The following is an 18,076-nucleotide window of genomic DNA, read 5'->3' as shown; positions in this document are numbered from 1 at the left end:
CGACCGGGAGCTGACGGTCACCAGTTGGCCTCGCGCGGCGCACGCGGCAGCTTCAGGTGCGCCGGGTGGTTGATGTAGACGGTGCCGCCGCTGTGCGGGACCCAGACGTTCTCGAACTGCTCGCGCTGGTAGGTGACCCGCACTTCCTTGTTGTCCGCGATCAGGTGCGATGCCGGGTCGTTCATCACCGGGTCGCCGTCGGCGGTGAAGCCGACCAGCACCATCAGGTGGCCGTTGGTGGAGTAGCCGGCACCGTCCAGATCCGCACTCTTGAACGACACCGAGGTGATCACCGGCATCCCCGCGGCGATGAACGGCTCGGCCTCGGCGAGGTTGCGCAGCCGGGTGACGAAGCCCTCGAGCCCGTAGCGCGAGGTGTATGCCGTGTTGAACGGCCAGTTGCCGCAGCCCTCGTAGACGTAGTCGTAGGTGTTGCGTGCCGCGAAGTCGACCTGCGGGTCGGCGTATGACGGATCGACCCACGACAGATCGGCCGTGCTGGGCCCGCGCTTCCAGTACGCGAGCACCATCGACGACGATGTCGGTGAGCACCAGGCCTCTCCCCCGTTGTCCCACTGCGGGTACTGCCCGATGTGCTTCTCCTGGGAGAAGGTCGGCACGTCCAAAATGTGCTCCCGGCCCAGCGTGAACGTGCTGACCGGCACGGTCGCGTCGTCCGGCAGGGCGGACGAGACCGCGCCGAGGAAGCGCACCGTCGGGGTCAGCGACGTGCCGTGCGGACGCAGCAACTGCACCCGCAACTGGATGTCCTGCAGGGTGTGGGCGCCATACATGTGCAGTGTGTCGGTCCAGACGGTCCCGTAGTCGGTGCCCTGCCCATCGACCGACTGACGGTTGATGGCACCGCCCTGCGCCGGGTCGTTGCTGCACCAGCGGCCCATCACGAACCAGTCGGTCAGCGTGCCGTCCTCGGCATGTCCGCGGACGTTGACCTCGATCCAGGTGCCGTTCGGGGTGTCGGCGTTCCAGGAGCTGATCAGCTCGGTCAGCCCGAAGCCGTTGGTGCGCCACGGTGAGGTCCACGTGCTGACGTCATACAGCGTGCTGGGTGCGCCGGTGACCGTCGGGTCGGCGAAGGCGCGCGTGCCGGACGGGCGGGCGATCCGCAGGCCGTGCTGGTCGAAGTGCACGCCGGCACCCTTGCCGTGGGCCCAAGCCCGCGCACCGGTGAACCGGTGATAGCGGATGTGGCGCTCACTCCCAGCTGCGGCGGTGACACGCGACGCCGCCGACGCGACCGGCGCGCCGAACAACAACGCGCCGCCGGCCGCCATACCACCCAGCACCGCCTGGCGGCGGGTCGGCGACGGCAGATGCACCGTGGGGAGCAGCGCGGAACGATCGGACATGATCAGACTCCTTGAAGACCGTACGGGGGACGATCCCCTCAGTCTTGCGTAAAGGACGTCCACCGACGGAAGATCCGCGCAAAATATTTTCGCGGGCGGCAGCCCACGACCACTCGGGCGGGATCAGCCGACGGCCGCGAGACGACGACCACGAAGGCGGCCGGGCCCGAACGAACGTGTTCGACGGACCTGGCCGCCTTCGTACGAGGAGTCGGAGCAATCGGACTCTGCGGGGCTCAGTCCACCAGGGACCGCAGGACGTACTGCAGGATGCCGCCGTTGCGGTAGTAGTCCGCCTCACCGGGTGTGTCGATGCGGACCACCGCGTCGAACTCCACCGTCGAACCGTCCTCCGTGGCCGCGCTCACGTGGACCGTCGGGGGGATGTCCTTGCCCTCGTTGAGGGCGGTGACCCCGGTGATGTCGAAGGTCTCGGTGCCGGACAGCCCCAGCGACTCGATGGTCTCGCCCTCCGGGTACTGCAGCGGCAGCACACCCATGCCGATCAGGTTGGACCGGTGGATCCGCTCGAACGACTCGGCGATGACCGCCCGCACCCCGAGCAGCACGGTGCCCTTGGCCGCCCAGTCGCGCGAGCTGCCGGTGCCGTACTCCTTGCCGGCGAGCACGACCAGCGGGATGCCGGCCTTCGCGTAGTTCTGCGCGGCGTCGAAGATCGTCGTCTGCTCGCCGTCGTTGGTGAAGTCGCGGGTGAAGCCGCCCTCGACGTCGTCCAGCAGCTGATTGCGCAGCCGGATGTTGGCGAAGGTGCCCCGGACCATGACCTCGTGGTTGCCGCGCCGCGAACCGTAGGAGTTGAAGTCCTTGCGCTCGATGCCGTGCTCGCGCAGGTACTTGCCCGCGGGGCTGTCACCCTTGATCGACCCGGCCGGGCTGATGTGGTCGGTGGTCACCGAGTCGCCCAGCTTGGCCAGCACGCGGGCACCGTGAATGTCCTCGACGGGCTCTGGGGTCTTCGCCATACCCTCGAAGTACGGGGGCTTACGGACGTATGTCGACTCGGCATCCCACTCGAAGATGTCGCCCTCGGGCGTCGGGAGCGACTGCCAGCGCTCGTCACCGGCGAAGACATCGGCGTAGTCCTTGCGGAACATCTCGGTGGAGATGGACTGCGCCATGACCTGCTCGACCTCCGCCGGAGCCGGCCAGATGTCCTTGAGGAAGACCTCGTTGCCCTCGGCGTCCTGGCCCAGGGAGTCCTTCTCGAAGTCGAAGTCCATCGTCCCGGCCAGCGCGTAGGCAATGACCAGCGGCGGCGACGCGAGGTAGTTCATCTTCACGTCCGGGCTGATCCGGCCCTCGAAGTTGCGGTTGCCGGACAGCACCGCGGTGACGGCCAGGTCGTTGTCCTGGATCGCCTGCGAGATCGCCTCGTCCAGCGGGCCGGAGTTGCCGATGCAGGTGGTGCAGCCGTAGCCGACCAGGTAGAACCCGAGCTTCTCCAGGTAGGGCCACAGGCCGGCGTTCTCGTAGTAGTCGGTGACGACCTGGGAGCCGGGAGCGACCGAGGTCTTGACCCACGGCTTGGCGGTCAGGCCCTTGTCGACGGCGTTCTTGGCCAGCAGCGCGGCGGCGAGCATCACCGAGGGGTTCGAGGTGTTGGTGCAGCTGGTGATGGACGCGATCGCCACGATGCCGTGATCCAGCTCGAAGCTGCGGCCGTCCGCGAGGGTCACCGGGACCTTGCGGGTCGGGCGGTCGGCGCCCGCGCCCTCGTCGGCCGGCCGATCGCCACCGTTCTGCCCCTCGGTGGTGCCCTCCGGGCTCGGGTCGCTGGCCGGGAAGCTCGACGCGGTGCCGGCGTCGCCCTCGTGGTGCGACACGTAGGTCGGCAGCACCTTGCGGAACGACTCCTTGGAGACGGACAGCTCGATGCGGTCCTGCGGCCGCTTCGGGCCGGCGATCGACGGCACGACCGTCGACAGGTCCAGCTCGAGCCGCTCGGAGAAGCGCGGTTCGACGCTCGGGTCGTGCCAGAGACCCTGCTCCTTGGCGTAGGCCTCGACGAGCGCGACCTGCTCGTCCGTGCGACCGGTGAGGCGCAGGTAGTCCAGCGTCACGTCGTCGACCGGGAAGATCGCACAGGTCGAGCCGAACTCGGGGCTCATGTTGCCGATGGTGGCGCGGTTGGCCAGCGGCACGGACGCGACGCCTTCGCCGTAAAACTCCACGAACTTGCCGACCACACCGTGCTCACGCAGCATCTGGGTGATCGTCAGCACGACGTCGGTGGCGGTGGCACCCGAGGGGATCTCACCGGTGAGCTTGAAACCGACGACGCGCGGGATGAGCATCGACACCGGCTGGCCGAGCATCGCCGCCTCGGCCTCGATGCCGCCGACACCCCAGCCGAGCACGCCCAGGCCGTTGACCATGGTGGTGTGGCTGTCGGTGCCGACGCAGCTGTCGGGGTAGGCCTGCACGACACCGTCGGCGGACTCACGCGCCATGACGCCGCGGGCGAGGTGCTCGATGTTGACCTGATGCACGATGCCGGTGCCCGGGGGCACGACCTTGAAGTCGTCGAAGGCCGTCTGGCCCCAGCGCAGGAACTGGTAGCGCTCCTTGTTGCGGCCGTACTCGATCTCGACATTCTTCTCGAAGGCGTCAGCGCGGCCGAACACGTCGATGATCACCGAGTGGTCGATCACCATCTCGGCAGGTGCCAGCGGGTTGATCTTCTTGGCGTCACCGCCGAGGTCGCGGACGGCCTCGCGCATCGTGGCCAGGTCGACCACGCACGGCACTCCGGTGAAGTCCTGCATGATGACCCGGGCCGGCGTGAACTGGATCTCCGTGCTGGGGTTGGCGTTCTCGTCCCACTGCCCCACCGCGTTGATGTGGTCGGCGGTGATGTTGGCGCCGTCCTCGGTGCGCAGCAGGCACTCGAGCAGCACCTTCAGGCTGAACGGCAGGTTGGTGCTGCCCTCGACCTTGTCCAGGCGGTAGATCTCGTACGACTTCTCGCCCACGGCGAGCGTGTCCCTCGCCCCGAAGCTGTTGGTGCTCACATCGACTCCTTCGTCTCTGGCACTCATGGACGGCTTTATCTTGATGTCAAGATAAGTTAATCACAGCGTGCGTCGCGGCATCAGCGAAGGTCTGCCTAACTGTCGCCGGCCGGCGAGCACGCCCCGATCCTCTCACCGCCGGCGGCCGTATGGCGGGGCCGACCGCGTCAGCGTGCGGGCGACCACTGCGGGTCGCGCCCGGTGCGTGCGATGACGCGCGCCAGCCGCGTGGCGTCCGGGGCGGCGTCGACGGGCGGGCCGAACGGGGCGCCCCCGAAGACCTCGAAGAAGGCGTAGACGCGGTCGAGTTGACTGTCCACCGGCTCCATGGCCTGGCCCGTTGCACGTGCCAGGTCCCACCCGTGGACGGTCAGCTCCTCGGCTGCGACCACGGCATTGTCGGCCGCATCCATCTCCACCCCGCCCGCGGAAACCCTGCCCTGCCAGGCGGACTCGCGCTGCCACGCCGCAGCAAGGTCGGCCAGCGCCTCGGGGATCGCCGTCCGCCAGTCGTCGACGAGCGCCCCCGGCGGGTTCGGCGCCGTCTTCGTCGCATTGGCGGTGAAGACGTTGCTGAACTGGTGGATGTGCGTCAACAGGTCGGCCACCGTCCACTCGGTGCACGGTGTGGGCTGCCCCAGTTGGTCGTCACGCACCGCGCAGACCAGGTCGCTCATCAGCGTGGTGCCGTGACCCAGATCGAACATCGCATCGCCCCTTCGCCGTGGCCGAATCGCCCGTCGCCGGCCGCAGGACCACGCTACTGCGCAGCAGCGCCGGACGGCTCGATGATCGCCACGCACTCGACGTGGTGGGTCATCGGGAACACACCGGCGACGTTACGCAGGATTGTGGATCTTTGCGGGCGGCTGCGGCCAACGCCCGAAAATGGCCGCTGACCTGCAACGATGCCGACTTCAGAGGTTGCTGGCGTCAGGGGCCGGTTGCGGGCCGTTGCGACTCAAAGCGCGCCCAAACCGCGCCCTGCTGTCAGCGGGCTCCGACGATCGCAAACGCGCGCAAGGACAGGTCCGTACGCGACTCCCGGCCGCGCGTCGCGGCCAGCACACCTGACCAGCATGAAGCTGTCCATACACTCCCCCGACGAGCTGGTCGCGGCCATCCCACACCTACTCGGATTCCAGCCCGAAGAGTCGATCGTGTTCCTCCCATTGCGATCCGACCTCCCCGTCGCCCGCGTCGACATCCCCACCACCGCCCGCGACCGCGACGGCGTCTGGCAATCCATCAGCGACGCCTTCCGTCGCTATGCCCAGCCCGACTCAAACGTCGCCATCGTCTGTCTCAGCGCCGACCGGGAGCAGGCCCACGTCGTCGGCCAGGACTTCGCCGCCCGACTCGGGATCATCGGCATCGGTACGCCGATCCTGCTGTGGGCCGACGACACCCGCTGGGCCGATCTCGACACCGGCGACATGGGGCTGTGCACCGACACTGCCCGCGAGACCGTCGCCGCGGCCACCGTGCTCAGCGGACGCGCCCAACCGGCCGCGAGCCGTGAGTCTCTCGCTGAGTCGCTTGTCGGCGACCGGGAGCCCGTCTCGGCGTTGCTCCCGGAGACCCGTGCGACTGCACGGGAGAACACGGCCAAGGTTGAGGGGCGCTGGGCGCTCGTCCGGATGCAGCGGTTCCAGCGCGACGGCATCCGGCTTTCCGACGCCGACGCAGCCCGCCTCCTCGTCGCCGTCGAGTCCACGCCAACCCGAGACCGCCTCTGGCTCGACATGAACCGAGGCAACGCCGGTTCCCACGTCGTGCTGTGGACCGACCTGACGAAGCGCGCACCCGACGAGGTCCGGGCCGCCCCAGCCTCCTTGCTCGGCTTCGCGAGCTGGCTCAGCGGCCACGGTGCGCTGGCGTGGTGCGCCCTGGACCAGGTCCCCGAGGACAAGCCCTACGCCTTGGCCAACCTCGTCGCCGCCGCCGTCCAGAGCGGCATGCACCCGCGCGAGTGGGAGGCATCGAAGACCCCCACCACGGATCGCGGCACAGAGACGCTCGCCCCGACCCGGACGACAGCCCCGCAGGGCGCTGTGCGGCCCGCACACGGGATGTAGGGGCCGTCATGGACATCTCGTACCGTCGCACTCCCCCGAGCCTCTTGGAGCGCGCCTTGGCTCACCTCGTAAAGCGCCGACTCACTCCCACCACGCGCCTCCATCGGCTCGACCTCGTCCACGACGTCGACCTGGATGTCAGGCAGGCTCGAAGTGAGCCGCGAGTCGCTCGCGGACAGCGGCCACTTCGACTGAGCCGACGGCGTCGGTGAGCAGCTTGGCGAGCCGCTTTGGCCACAGCGCGTGGACACCTCGCGTGGTGAACGCTCCGCCGAATCAGCGGCCAGTCAGCCTCGACGAAGCAAAGTGCGCCGGTCACGGGCACCTCGCCGACGAGATCCCTGACGAGTTCGACCTGCTTGAGGACGCCGCCAACGAGCATTGGCTATGTCAAGTTGGTTTGGCCCCACGGTGACGGTTCGACTTGGCCCCACGCGGTTGACCGTTCGCCGGTTGCTCTCGGTCCGAATCGGCCGAGCTTAGGTGGTGGGGTTGGTGTAGGTCGCGATCGATATAGCGATGTAGTGGGTGATGAATGCGGTCGTGGTGAGGGTGTGGAAGATTTCGTGGAAGCCGAACCATCGTGGTGATGGGTCGGGGTGTTTGGTGCCGTAGACGATCGCGCCGAGGGTGTACAGGATGCCGCCGATGGCGATGAGGGTGATGACGGTGGGCCCGCCGGCTCGAGCGAAAGGGCCGAGGTAGAAGATCGCGGCCCAGCCGAGCGCGAGGTAGATCGGCACGTATAGCCAGCGGGGTGCGCCGATCCAGCAGATCCGGAACGCCATGCCCAGGATCGCGCCGCCCCAGACGAGGGACAGCAGGATGATGGCTTGTGTCTGGTCCAGCAGGATGAGCGCGAAGGGTGTGTAGGTGCCGGCGATGATCAAGAAGATATTGGAGTGGTCAAGGCGCTTGAGCCGGCGTTGCACGGCGGGGGTCCAGGTGCCGCGGTGATATGTCGCCGAGGTCGCGAAGAGTAGTCCGGCCGTCACGGTGAAGGTGATCGCGCCGATCCGAGCTGGCGTGTCGGGTGACAGGATGACCAGCACGATCCCGGCGGTGATCGCCAGGGGCGTCATCACCAGGTGAAACCACCCACGCAGGTGCGGGGTGATCACACCGGCCGTGGCCTCGGTGTCCGGTCCCCGGGCGTGGCCCGGCACACGAGATGAGCTCCCGTTACCCATGACTGCCGCCTTTTCTGCGCTGGGCCTCGTTGATGACAGGTCAGTCGAAGAGCTGCCCGTAGTGGGCTGTACCGCGGTCATCAAGGTGGCCGCCTTCGTTGTCCCAGGTGGCAGTCCCTTCAGGTGGTGCGGCGGGGTTCTTGTCGGCCGCTTGGGTGGGGTCGTTGATCACGGTCCCGTAGCCCGCCAGGACGATCTTCGCGAAGTGTGCGTCGGTGCCTGGCGGGATCACGGTCAGGACCAGTCGGGTGCCCCCGGTCAGGGACAGGTCGATGTTCTCGGGGTAGCGGGCGTGGGTGAACCAGCCGAGCTTGGTGATACCGAGTGTGGTGCAGATCTTGCGGGGTGCCAGCGGCCATTGCCCCTGGGTGTAAGAGATCCGCGCGATCCGCTCGTGGAAGTGGTCGTGCACCGCTACGTCAAGGTCGGCGATCTCGGCGGCCAGGTCCGTGCTGTGGGGCCACCACGCACCGTCGGAGGGACCGGTGTCGCGGGTGCCGCTCAGACTCCAGCGCGTGGTCGTGGTGGCCGATGCGACCGGTGTGGCAGTCGCCATCAGGACCACACTCCGGGACGTGATGGCCCTAGTGGTTCGATCGGGTGTGTCGGGGTCCGTGGCCCGGTCAGTGTCGGCCAGCCATAGACGATCCAGCAGGCAACCAGGCGGATGGGTGTTGTGAACATGATGGGCTCCCTTCGGGAGCTACAGAAAGACGTGAATCTAGAAGTCGAGACGGCCGGGGAGACCCCGGAAATCAGCAGCGAATGCGCCTCTACCAGAACGGTATTCGGCGTGCGCGAGAGTGGAGATGTTGTCGGCGACATGCACCAGGGAAAGATGATGAACGCGCGTCCGTCGACACGAGTCGTGGCCGACGACGCAGGGTAGGTGAAGCCTGATCGGCCTCGCACGAAACGTTCCCTGCGCTATCCATGATACGCCCGGTCCGGACCGCGGTCAGACCACGACGACGTAGAGCCGGCCAGGATTGCATCTGGTGGGGTTCACATCCTGGGGGCGCATACTGCATGGATGGCTTCCTTACCGGCACGGCGGCACCACCTGACCAGCAGCCCCTTCCAGCCGGCCGTCGAGCCCGAAGTCGAACAGTACGACTGTGGTGATCTGGTCTGTCACGACACCTACGGCATGGGCCGAGTCATCGGTACGGAAGCCTTAGCGGTCACGGTCGACTTCCGCTCGAGCGCGCAACGCATCGCCAGCCCCTTCGGCAAGATGACCAAGCTGTAGCAGCTCAGTCATCGCGGCGACGATGAGTCGCGCATGCAGTTGCTGATTGGTCAGTGACGGGCGCGCCTTTTCGGTCCGCCGGAATAGACGTTGATGGTTGACGGTTCAAGTACATGCGAAGCCTAAAGACCATGCTCACCGAACCCGTGGAAGGAACTCTCATGACCATTGCCGTGACCGGCGCTACCGGCGCCCTCGGACGCCTCGTCGTCGACTCTCTGCTCACCACGCAAGCACCCAGTGACGTCGTCGCCATCGTCCGCGACGCCGACAAGGCCGCCGATCTCGCTGCCAAGGGTGTCGAGGTCCGGGTGGCCGACTACGCCGACACCGACGCGCTCGGCAAGGCCCTCGTCGGCGTCGACAAGGTGCTGCTGATCTCGTCCAACGAGGTCGGCCAACGGTTCGCCCAGCACCGCAACGTCATCGACGCCGCCACCTCCGCTGGGGTTCCCTACCTTGCCTACACCAGCCTGACCAAGGCCACCGAGAGCAGCAATCCGCTCGCCCCGGAGCACCAGCAGACCGAGGAGTACCTCGCAGCCAGTGGCCTCGCCTACACCGTGCTCCGCAACAACTGGTATCACGAGAACTACCAGGCCCAGCTGCCGGCGATCGCCGAGTCCGGCGTACTCGCTGCTGCTGTCGGCGACGGTAAGGTCGCCGCCGCCTCTCGCAAGGACTTCGCCGATGGCGCCGCCAAGGTGCTCACCACCGACGGCCACGAGGGCAAGGTCTACGAGTTCACCGGCGACACGGCGTTGTCCTACGCCGACATCGCCGACGCGTTCGGGCAGGTCACTGGCAGCGAGGTCGTCTACCAGCCGGTTGCGGCGGCCGACGTGGTTGCCGCGATGGTGCAAGCCGGCCTCGACGAGGAGACCGCGGGCTTCGTCGCGGCGATCGACACCAGTATCGCCGAAGGCACGCTCGACCTGGTCGACCCGATTCTGGGCCAGCTCATCGGCCGGCCCACCACAACGCTGGTCGACGTCCTCAGGGCGGCCTGAGGCGCGACCCCGGGCGAGTTCTGGGTCACGTCGCCACGCCATGGAGCGACAGCGCAAGGGGCACGTCAGGCCCAGATGTACTCCTCGGCGATCGCGCCGTCGCGCCACTTGGCCACAGTGACCATGCGGTCACCGTTCTCGAACTCGCCAATGACACAGGTCCACTCGCCCGAACCGAACCCGATCGGCTGGGACGTGATCTGCGGCGGCGTACCGCCCGCTGACTCGACAAAAGGGCTCTTCCCAGATGAGGGTGTAGGTCGGCCGGGCGCGTCGGTCCGCAGGTAGACGTCGAGGTCTCCCGACGATGGAGGTTCCTACGCCATCCATCCGAAAGACCTCGACGTGACCGACGCTACCTCGCCGGCCGGCTTCGGCCGCCCTGACCTGACCGCCTTCGCGTCTCATCCCAATCGACCCTGATCGAGTCTGCTGACCCCCTCGACGAGAACGCAGCGACATCACAGCCACCCAACCCCGACCGTCCGGGAAGCCGGGACACGTCACATGGCCTGTGCTGCGGGCGTGTCGAGTGGGTCGTCCAGGGGCGACGCAGGAGCGTCGACGCGACGTGCTGAGAGGTGGTTCCAGTCGAGCACTAGGACACCGGCTACAGGCATGGCGATAGGTCAGGAACGGCGTCGCTCCCTACGCAGGAGGGAGCGCAGAGTCTCGGCGTTCGCGTAGCCGACCCGTAGCGCGATCTCGGCGGAGGTGAGGTCCGTGGTTGCTGAGAGGTGCCGAGCTCGTTCGATGCGAAGCCGTTGGACGAAGCCGAGCGGAGTGAGGTTGAGCGCCGCACGGACTCGTCGTTCGAGGGTGCGCCGGCTGGTGCCGAGCGACTGCGCGACGAAGGCGACGTTGAACGGTTCGTCCAGGCGGGCGCGCACGAAGCGTTCGAACTCGACGACGATCGGGTCCTCGTGCCGGAGATGTTCGTAGGCGACGAAGGCCGCCTGCGACGGACGCTCGTCGATGATGAGGAGCTTGGCGACATGTTGGGCCAGGTCGGGGCTGATCGATCGCACGAGTGAGAGCGCGAGGTCGATGTGGGCGAACGCGGCGCCGGCGGTGACGAGGTTCCCGTCGACCACGACCATGGTGTCGAGATCGAGGGCGACGGTCGGATAGCGCTTCAGGAACTCCGGCCCCAGGAACCAGCTGGTCGTCGCCCGCCGATGATGCATCCGTCCGGTCTCGGCGACAGCGAACACGCCGGTGCACGCCGCGGCGATCCGGGTGGTCGCGTCGTCGAGGCGCCCGAGCGAGGCGATAACCGAACGAGCATCTCGGCTCTGGAGGGCGTCGTTGGTAGCGGCGGCCGTGAGGGTTCCAAGCGCAGGGACGACGACCACGTCGAACTCTGCGGACTCCGACAGCGGGTGGTCCACCGACAGGGTCATCGATGCCGTCGTGGTCACTCTCCGTTTCGGTCCGAGGATGGCGAGTTCGATCGGGTCGATCCGCGGGTCGACATCGCCGCGGGCTCCGTCGGCCACCCGCACGATGTCGATGACCGACGCGACAGCCGAACCGAAGCAGCCGTCGATCGCGATCAGTCCGATACGCATGGCGCGAACAATAGCAATACTGCCGTATACGCCACTTCTCACCTGCCCTTGCTCGTCATACGCTGAACTCGCTTCACCAAGAAACCTCGACACCTAGGAGAACCCCTCATGTCCGCACCCGCATCACTTCCGTATGCCTTCGTCGCCAAGATCGTCGCGGCCGATGGACAGCACGACGCGCTCGCCGATCTGCTCGCCGGCGCTGTCGCGCTCGCCAACGAAGAAGTAGGAACGATTGTCTGGTTCGCGGTCAGGACCCACGCCGACACCTTCTGGATCTTCGATGCATTCCCCGACGAGGCCGCTCGCGACGCCCACGCCAACGGCGCCATCGTCGCAGCCCTGATGGCCAACCAGCACCTCCTCGGCGCAGCACCCGAGATCCTGGCGGCCGACGTCCTCGCGTCCAAGCTCCCGTAGTCCGCCAACGCACGAGACGATCGCGCCCCGCCGAGCCGTCGCCGGGTCGCGACGCAACGCCACGCTGCGTTGCCGAGCGGTGCGAGGCCTATCGGCACACGGACAGGATGCCGGCCGCGAGCGCTCAGCCGGCGAGGGGTCCGTCGCAGAGGAGAGCGACGTCGGTGTCGGGCAGAGCCGTGAGGCCAGCGCATCGCGCGACCACCAGAACCGAACCGCCCCTGCCCTGCGTTTCCGCAGGTCAGGCGCTGTTCGCCGGAGCCGCCTGTCGGAATCGAAGCGACGACCTAATCACGTCGGCTTTGCGTCTATCGCTTGATCATCTTCGGGGCCGGCGCCAACACCCCGACTTGCATCACCGCAGGTCAGAGCGGGTTTTCGTCAGCAATGCCACGCACTCGACGTGGTGGGTCATCGGGAAGGCGTCGAACGCACGCAGCGACACCAGCTCGTAGCCGCACTCGGCGGCATACGCCAGATCACGCGCCAGCGCGGCCGGGTCGCAGGCGATGTATGCCGCCCGCCGCGGGCCGCGGGTCAGCACGTCGCGGACGACGGCACGTCCGGCGCCGGACCGCGGCGGGTCCAGCACCACCAGGTCGACCCGGTCCAGCATCTCGTCGACCGGGATCATCCAGTCGCCGGTGCCGATGTCGGCACGCTGCAACGTCGCCTGCCCCAGCCCGCCGATGTTCGGTCCGCCGTCGCGCACCGCTCGGGCGTCTCCCTCCAGGCCGAGCACCCGGCCGGCCGGCCCGACCGCGTCGGCCAGGAACGCCGTGAAGACACCGACCCCGGCATACAGATCCAGCGCCCGCTCCCCCGTCCGCGGCTCGAGCCCGTCGAGAGCAGCGCCGACGAAGGTCGCCGCCGCCCCCGGGTGCACCTGCCAGAAACCTCGCGCCGACACCCGGAAGTCGCGCGTGTGCTCCCCGGGCGGGCCCACCCGTTCCACGACGTCGGGCACGCCCGCGTCGCGCACCGGCAGGTCCACGGCCACCACCTCCCGGTCGGCGGCGACCGCGACGTCGACGCCGGTGACGCCCGGCTCGGCGCGCTCCTGCAGCAGCCCGGTGGCCGCGATCTCCGGCACCGCGATCAGGCAGTCGTCGACGGGCACGACGTCGTGCGAGCGATGCTTGCGCAGGCCGAGCCGGCGATCCGGCGCCACCGAGAACTCCACGCGGGTCCGCCAGCGCAGGCCGTTCACGTCGCCGGACACCGCCTCGACCGCGCCGTCCCACTCCAGGCCGGCCAGTCGCCGCAGCTGCTCGCGCACCACGCGGGTCTTCAGCTCACGGCCGAAGGCTGCAGAGGTGTGTTGCCAGTCGCAGCCGCCGCAGGCGCCCGGGCCGGCGAAACGGCACGGAGCCTCCCGCCGCTGCGGCGACGCGTCCAGCACCTGCACGGCGTCCGCGCGCAGGAAGCGCGATGTCGTGCCGCCGTCGGTGACCCTGGCGACGACGCGTTCGCCGGGCAGCGCGTGCCGCACGAACAGCACCCGCCCTTCGTGCCGGGCGACGCAGAATCCTCCGTGCGCGACGTCACCGACCTCGACCTCGAACTCGGTGCCGACCAGCGAATCACCGCGGGCGGCTACGCGCTCGCGCCGGTTCCCCCGGCGCTGCTGACCCTTGCCCGAGCGGCTCATCGGCCCCTCCGGACCGAGCCGGGCGCCGGACCGTCATACCGCATCTCGTGGCCCTGGCTGGAGCGCAGCTGCCAGGGCACGCTGGCGACCATCACGCCGGGGGTGAACAGCAGCCGCGACTTCAGCCGCAGCGCCGACTGGTTGTGCAGCAACTGTTCGTACCACCGGCCGACGACGTACTCGGGGATGTAGACCATCACCACGTCGCGCGGGCTGTCCCGCCGGATCGTCTTGACGTACTTGATGATCGGCCGGGTGATCTCCCGGTACGGCGAGGCGATGATCTTCAGCGTCACCGGGATCTCGCGGCGGTCCCACTCCTCCTGCAGCGCCCGGGTCTCCTCCGGGTCGACCTCGACGGTGATCGCCTCGAGCACCGACGGCCGGGTGGCGCGCGCGTACGCGAGCGCGCGCATCGCCGGCTTGTGCAGCTTGGAGACCAGCACCACAGCGTGCACCCTGGACGGCAGCAGCTGGTCCTCGGCGGACTCGGACAGTTGCAGCTCCTCGCTGACGTGCGTGTAGTGCCGCCGGATCTGCACCATCAGCGCGAAGAGCACCACCATCGCCGCCACCGCGTATCCGGCGCCGTGAGTGAACTTGGTCAGCAGCACGACCACCAGCACCGTGCCGGACATCGCCGCGCCGACCGCGTTGATGACGCGGGCCCGCTTCATCCGGGCCGGCGAGGTGGGCGGGTCGTCCAGCCGCAGATTGCGGTTCCAGTGCCGGATCATGCCGATCTGGCTGGTGGTGAAGGAGACGAAGACACCCACGATGTACAGCTGGATCAGCCGGGTCGGTTCGGCCTGGTAGACCACCACGAGCAGCATGGCGACGCCGGCCAGGATCAGGATGCCGTTGGAGTAGGCCAGCCGGTCGCCCCGGGTGTGCAGCTGCCGGGGCAGCCAGCCGTCGCGGGCCAGGATCGAGGCGAGCACCGGGAAGCCGTTGAATGCCGTGTTGGCCGCCAGCACCAGGATGACGCCGGTCACGATGGCGACGAAGACGACGCCGGGCGGGAAGCCCTGGAACACCGCGTGTGACAACTGACCGAGCACCGTGTCCTCGGTGTAACCGCTCACCGGCTTGCCGTGCAGCAGCAGGTTCCCGGGGTGGTCCGGGTCCTGGATGTGGATGCCGGTCCAGTTGGCCAGCGTCACGATCGACACCAGCATCACCACCGAGATCGAACCCATCAGCAACAGCGTGCTCGCGGCGTTCTTGCTCTTCGGCTTCTTGAACGCCGGCACCCCGTTGGAGATCGCCTCGACACCGGTGAGCGCAGCACACCCGCTCGAGAAGGCCCGCAGCAACAGGAACACCACGGCGATCTGGGACAACGTGTCCATGTGCGGCTGCGGCGCCAGGGTGAACTTCGCGCTCTCCGCCAACGGCAGGTCGCCCGCCAGCTTGCGGATGACACCGACGATCGCCAGCGCGATCACCCCGAGCATGAACAGGTATACCGGTATGGCGAAGAAGCTGCCCGACTCCCGCACCCCTCGCAGGTTCATCGCGGTCAGGGCGACGATCAGCAGGACCGCCACGATCACCTCGTGCCCGTGCAGGAACGGCATGGCGGAGGCGGCGTTCTGCACACCGGAGGAGATCGACACCGCCACCGTGAGCGTGTAGTCGACCAGCAGCGCGGACGCGACGGTCAGTCCCGCCTTCGGGCCCAGGTTGGTGGTGGCCACCTCGTAGTCGCCGCCGCCCGAGGGGTAGGCGTGCACGTTCTGTCGGTATGACGCCACGACCACGGCCATCACGAAGACGACACCGAGGGTGATCTGCCACGAGTGGGTGAAGGCGAACGATCCGCCCGCCAGGCCGAGGGTCAGCAGGATCTCGTCTGGCGCGTAGGCGACCGACGAAAGCGCGTCGCTGGCGAAGATCGGCAGCGCGAGCTTCTTGGGCAACAGGGTTTCACCCAGTTTGTCGCTGCGCATGGCGCGACCCACCACGATGCGCTTCAGCGCGCGACCGGTCCCAGACACAACGCGTGAGTCTAGGGCCCGTGCCGACGTCGTCGCACCACCGCTCCGGTAGCGTTCAGTGCGTGTACTTCGTGATCATGGGCTGCGGCCGGGTGGGAGCCACATTGGCGCTGAGCCTGGAGAAACACGGGCACGAGGTCGCGGTCATCGACCGCGACGAGGCAGCCTTCCGCCGGCTCGGCCCGAGTTTCGAGGGCCGCCGGGTGTCGGGCATCGGCTTCGACCGGGAGACGTTGTTGCGTTCCGGCATCAAGGGTGCCGACGCGTTCGCCGCCGTGAGCAGCGGCGACAACTCCAACATTCTCGCTGCCCGCGTCGCCCGTGAGACCTTCGGCGTGCAGCACGTCGTGGCCCGCATCTACGACCCGGGTCGCGCCGAGGTCTACGAGCGGCTCGGCATACCGACAGTTGCGACCGTGCGGTGGACCAGTGACCAGATCGTGCGCAAGATCCTGCCGATGGGTGCACTGCCGGTGCACACCGACGCCAGCGGCAAGGTGATGATCGCCGAGGTGCCGCCGGACTCGTCCTGGGTCGGCACGCCGCTGCGACACATCGAGGAGGCGACCGGCGCGCGCGTCGCCTACCTGACCCGGCTCGGCGACGGGATGGTGCCCGACAACGACTCGGTCTTCCAGGAGGGCGATCTGCTGCACCTGTGCCTGCCCAGCGCACGTGTGCACGAGGTCGAAAACGTGCTCAAATCCGCCAAGCCGGTCGACTGACCCGCGAGACAGCTGCATTTTCAAGGAGATTCGTCAGATGCGCGTTGTTGTCGTCGGAGCCGGGAGCGTGGGGCGCTCGATCGCCCGCGAGTTGATCCTGCGCCATCATCAGGTGCTGATCATCGACAAGTATGCCGACGAGGACCGCTCGAGCTCGGTCCCCGAGGCGTCCTGGCTGCTCGCCGACGCCTGCGAGATCTCGACGTTGCGCGAGGCCAACGTGGAGACCTGCGAGGTCGTCGTCTGCGCGACCGGTGACGACAAGGTCAATCTCGTCGTGTCGCTGCTGTCCAAGACGGAGTTCGGTATCGGCCGCACGGTGGCTCGGGTGAACAATCCGAAGAACGAGTGGATGTTCGACGAGGCGTGGGGTGTGGACGTCGCGGTGTCGACACCGCGGTTGATGACGGCGTTGGTCGAGGAGGCCGTCAGTGTCGGCGACCTGGTCCGGCTGTTCCAGTTCCAGCAGGGCAAGGCCACCATGGTGGAGATTACGGTCCCCTCGGACAGCCCGAACGTCGGACGCGCGGTCGGTCAGTTGGAGCTGCCGCCGGACTGCGTGCTGGTCGGCATCATCCGCGATGAGATGCCGATGGCGCCGGATCAGTACGACACGATCGAGGCACTGGACGAGCTGCTGCTGCTGGCGACCCCGGAGGCCGAGCAGTCACTGGGCGCCGTACTCACCGGTCGCCCGGCGGACCAGATCCGCACGCACTCCCCCGCGGGTGAATGACCTTCTGCTGATGAAAGCGACCGAAGCGATCACCAACCTGCACACCGGCGATGTTGAGCGGGCGAGAGAGTTCTTCCGTTTCCTCGGCCTGGAAGAGGAGACCATGAACCAGGGCTGGGTGGCCCGATTCAGCTCTCCGGACTCGGGCGCATGCGTCCAGGTCGTGACCCACGACGCAACTGCGCCGGAGGACTCCGTCATGACCATCAAGGTCGACGACGTCGATGCGGCGTACCACGCGGCACAGCGACGCGGCTACGAGATCGTGCACCCGCTGACCGATGAACCGTGGGGCATTCGCCGGTTCTTCGTCCGAAGCCCTGATGGGCACGTGATCAACGTCGCTGCGCACCGCGCCTGAGGGCGGGCGCACCGCGTCACCACCCGGGCGTGCGGGAAATCGATCGGCTCATCGAGAACGACGATGCTGGGGCGCGCGAGCTGATGTGGACCGTCGACCGCTGCGAACTGCTCCCCATCCGCTGATTTCGATTCGGTGACGTTCAACCGCGCGAATGCTCCCACAGCGATACTGAAACGCATGAGGGCGATGCCTGGTGTCGGAAGGGGTCTAGTGCTCGCCTTGCTGTCGATCGCGGCTGTCTCCAGTTGCGGCGCGCAGCCGCAGAGCTCCGCCGATGGCGATTGCGGTACCCGGATCACGTTCAACGGCAACACTTTCCGGTCACACAACCTGGTGAACCCCGAAGCACCGACTGATTTTGACGTGCTGGGGACCGGCAACACCGTCGGCTGCGACGAGAAGCCGATTCATCGAGTCGCCATACACAGAGTTCGCGGAGTCGATCCCACGGTCGCCATTGCGGTCATCGACCCCAACGCACATGGCGTGTACATCCGGGAAGGCACCACTCCGAAAGACTGGCCGGCATTGGTCAAAACACCCACCGTCACCTCCCGCTGACGCGGACAGAACTGCTCGGAGCCGCTGGAACGTAACAGTCCGCGGTCAAAGGACAACGGAGGTCGCGAAAGGCCAGGCGACCGCCTCAGATGCTCAATTGACCCTGCGAGATGGCC

At 67.7% G+C, this 18,076-nt stretch carries 16 protein-coding genes; 8 read left to right on the top strand and 8 right to left on the bottom strand.

Annotation, left to right across the window (positions count from 1 at the left end; translation table 11 throughout):
* Positions 1-17: 17 nt before the first annotated feature.
* The 3 genes from ACYVBN_RS05630 to ACYVBN_RS05620 form a co-directional block, all read right to left on the bottom strand.
* On the bottom strand, positions 18-1,370 hold the full coding sequence (locus ACYVBN_RS05630; protein ID WP_460599645.1) for a C39 family peptidase: 1,353 nt from the start codon (positions 1,368-1,370) through the stop codon (positions 18-20).
* A 236-nt stretch (positions 1,371-1,606) separates the two neighbouring features.
* Positions 1,607-4,429 carry an aconitate hydratase gene (locus tag ACYVBN_RS05625; RefSeq protein ID WP_460599644.1) on the bottom strand — a complete coding sequence of 941 codons (2,823 nt, stop codon included), beginning with the start codon at positions 4,427-4,429 and terminating at the stop codon, positions 1,607-1,609.
* A 140-nt stretch (positions 4,430-4,569) separates the two neighbouring features.
* A complete protein-coding gene (locus ACYVBN_RS05620; protein ID WP_460599643.1) occupies positions 4,570-5,109 on the bottom strand; it encodes a DinB family protein in 540 nt (179 codons plus the stop codon).
* Positions 5,110-5,481: 372 nt separating this feature from the next.
* Between ACYVBN_RS05620 and ACYVBN_RS05615 the strand changes: the two genes are divergently transcribed.
* A complete protein-coding gene (locus ACYVBN_RS05615; protein WP_460599642.1) occupies positions 5,482-6,480 on the top strand; it encodes a DUF4192 domain-containing protein in 999 nt (332 codons plus the stop codon).
* 479 nt (positions 6,481-6,959) lie between these two features.
* On the opposite strand, the gene trhA is transcribed toward ACYVBN_RS05615, so the two are convergent.
* Both trhA and ACYVBN_RS05605 read right to left on the bottom strand, forming a co-directional pair.
* Positions 6,960-7,670 carry a PAQR family membrane homeostasis protein TrhA gene (trhA, locus tag ACYVBN_RS05610; protein ID WP_460599641.1) on the bottom strand — a complete coding sequence of 237 codons (711 nt, stop codon included), beginning with the start codon at positions 7,668-7,670 and terminating at the stop codon, positions 6,960-6,962.
* 40 nt (positions 7,671-7,710) lie between these two features.
* A complete protein-coding gene (locus tag ACYVBN_RS05605) occupies positions 7,711-8,226 on the bottom strand; it encodes a DUF5994 family protein (protein WP_460599640.1) in 516 nt (171 codons plus the stop codon).
* Between the two features lie 477 nt (positions 8,227-8,703).
* Between ACYVBN_RS05605 and ACYVBN_RS05600 the strand changes: the two genes are divergently transcribed.
* The gene (locus ACYVBN_RS05600; RefSeq protein ID WP_460599639.1) at positions 8,704-8,922 is read left to right on the top strand and encodes a hypothetical protein; all 219 of its coding nucleotides are present in this window, start codon (positions 8,704-8,706) and stop codon (positions 8,920-8,922) included.
* A gap of 161 nt (positions 8,923-9,083) precedes the next feature.
* Entirely contained in the window at positions 9,084-9,932 is an 849-nt protein-coding gene (locus tag ACYVBN_RS05595; RefSeq protein ID WP_460599638.1) for an SDR family oxidoreductase, read from the top strand.
* 629 nt (positions 9,933-10,561) lie between these two features.
* Here the strand turns inward: ACYVBN_RS05595 and ACYVBN_RS05590 are convergent.
* Positions 10,562-11,503 carry a GlxA family transcriptional regulator gene (locus ACYVBN_RS05590; protein WP_003941078.1) on the bottom strand — a complete coding sequence of 314 codons (942 nt, stop codon included), beginning with the start codon at positions 11,501-11,503 and terminating at the stop codon, positions 10,562-10,564.
* 108 nt (positions 11,504-11,611) lie between these two features.
* Here ACYVBN_RS05590 and ACYVBN_RS05585 point away from each other — a divergent pair, with 108 nt between their 5' ends.
* Entirely contained in the window at positions 11,612-11,923 is a 312-nt protein-coding gene (locus ACYVBN_RS05585) for a putative quinol monooxygenase (RefSeq protein ID WP_035904877.1), read from the top strand.
* 355 nt (positions 11,924-12,278) lie between these two features.
* On the opposite strand, the gene ACYVBN_RS05580 is transcribed toward ACYVBN_RS05585, so the two are convergent.
* Both ACYVBN_RS05580 and ACYVBN_RS05575 read right to left on the bottom strand, forming a co-directional pair.
* Positions 12,279-13,574 carry a class I SAM-dependent RNA methyltransferase gene (locus ACYVBN_RS05580; protein WP_460599637.1) on the bottom strand — a complete coding sequence of 432 codons (1,296 nt, stop codon included), beginning with the start codon at positions 13,572-13,574 and terminating at the stop codon, positions 12,279-12,281.
* A complete protein-coding gene (locus tag ACYVBN_RS05575; protein ID WP_460599636.1) occupies positions 13,571-15,574 on the bottom strand; it encodes an APC family permease in 2,004 nt (667 codons plus the stop codon). Before ACYVBN_RS05575 ends, ACYVBN_RS05580 begins: the two co-directional genes overlap by 4 nt.
* 62 nt (positions 15,575-15,636) lie before the next feature.
* On the opposite strand from ACYVBN_RS05575, the gene ACYVBN_RS05570 reads away from it, so the two are divergent.
* From ACYVBN_RS05570 to ACYVBN_RS05555, 4 genes are all read left to right on the top strand, one after another.
* Positions 15,637-16,299: a potassium channel family protein gene (locus ACYVBN_RS05570; protein ID WP_460599635.1), complete on the top strand. Its 663-nt coding sequence runs from the start codon at positions 15,637-15,639 to the stop codon at positions 16,297-16,299.
* Between the two features lie 16 nt (positions 16,300-16,315).
* On the top strand, positions 16,316-17,035 hold the full coding sequence (locus tag ACYVBN_RS05565) for a potassium channel family protein (protein WP_460599801.1): 720 nt from the start codon (positions 16,316-16,318) through the stop codon (positions 17,033-17,035).
* Positions 17,036-17,045: 10 nt separating this feature from the next.
* Positions 17,046-17,396 carry a VOC family protein gene (locus tag ACYVBN_RS05560; RefSeq protein ID WP_460599634.1) on the top strand — a complete coding sequence of 117 codons (351 nt, stop codon included), beginning with the start codon at positions 17,046-17,048 and terminating at the stop codon, positions 17,394-17,396.
* Positions 17,397-17,609: 213 nt separating this feature from the next.
* Positions 17,610-17,960, top strand: coding sequence for a DUF6281 family protein (locus ACYVBN_RS05555; RefSeq protein WP_460599633.1), 351 nt, complete (start codon positions 17,610-17,612; stop codon positions 17,958-17,960).
* Positions 17,961-18,076 lie beyond the last annotated feature (116 nt).

It is taken from the genome of Flexivirga lutea, assembly GCF_054778955.1.
This window is presented reverse-complemented; position numbering and strand designations above follow the sequence as displayed.

Excerpts from the sequence above, each read along its gene's own strand:
- ACYVBN_RS05630 (WP_460599645.1), bottom strand. The coding sequence starts at position 1,370 with ATGTCCGATCGTTCCGCGCTGCTCCCCACGGTGCATCTGCCGTCGCCG.
- ACYVBN_RS05625 (WP_460599644.1), bottom strand. The coding sequence starts at position 4,429 with ATGAGTGCCAGAGACGAAGGAGTCGATGTGAGCACCAACAGCTTCGGG.
- ACYVBN_RS05620 (WP_460599643.1), bottom strand. The coding sequence starts at position 5,109 with ATGTTCGATCTGGGTCACGGCACCACGCTGATGAGCGACCTGGTCTGC.
- ACYVBN_RS05615 (WP_460599642.1), top strand. The coding sequence starts at position 5,482 with ATGAAGCTGTCCATACACTCCCCCGACGAGCTGGTCGCGGCCATCCCA.
- trhA (WP_460599641.1), bottom strand. The coding sequence starts at position 7,670 with ATGGGTAACGGGAGCTCATCTCGTGTGCCGGGCCACGCCCGGGGACCG.
- ACYVBN_RS05605 (WP_460599640.1), bottom strand. The coding sequence starts at position 8,226 with ATGGCGACTGCCACACCGGTCGCATCGGCCACCACGACCACGCGCTGG.
- ACYVBN_RS05600 (WP_460599639.1), top strand. The coding sequence starts at position 8,704 with ATGGCTTCCTTACCGGCACGGCGGCACCACCTGACCAGCAGCCCCTTC.
- ACYVBN_RS05595 (WP_460599638.1), top strand. The coding sequence starts at position 9,084 with ATGACCATTGCCGTGACCGGCGCTACCGGCGCCCTCGGACGCCTCGTC.
- ACYVBN_RS05590 (WP_003941078.1), bottom strand. The coding sequence starts at position 11,503 with ATGCGTATCGGACTGATCGCGATCGACGGCTGCTTCGGTTCGGCTGTC.
- ACYVBN_RS05585 (WP_035904877.1), top strand. The coding sequence starts at position 11,612 with ATGTCCGCACCCGCATCACTTCCGTATGCCTTCGTCGCCAAGATCGTC.
- ACYVBN_RS05580 (WP_460599637.1), bottom strand. The coding sequence starts at position 13,574 with ATGAGCCGCTCGGGCAAGGGTCAGCAGCGCCGGGGGAACCGGCGCGAG.
- ACYVBN_RS05560 (WP_460599634.1), top strand. The coding sequence starts at position 17,046 with ATGAAAGCGACCGAAGCGATCACCAACCTGCACACCGGCGATGTTGAG.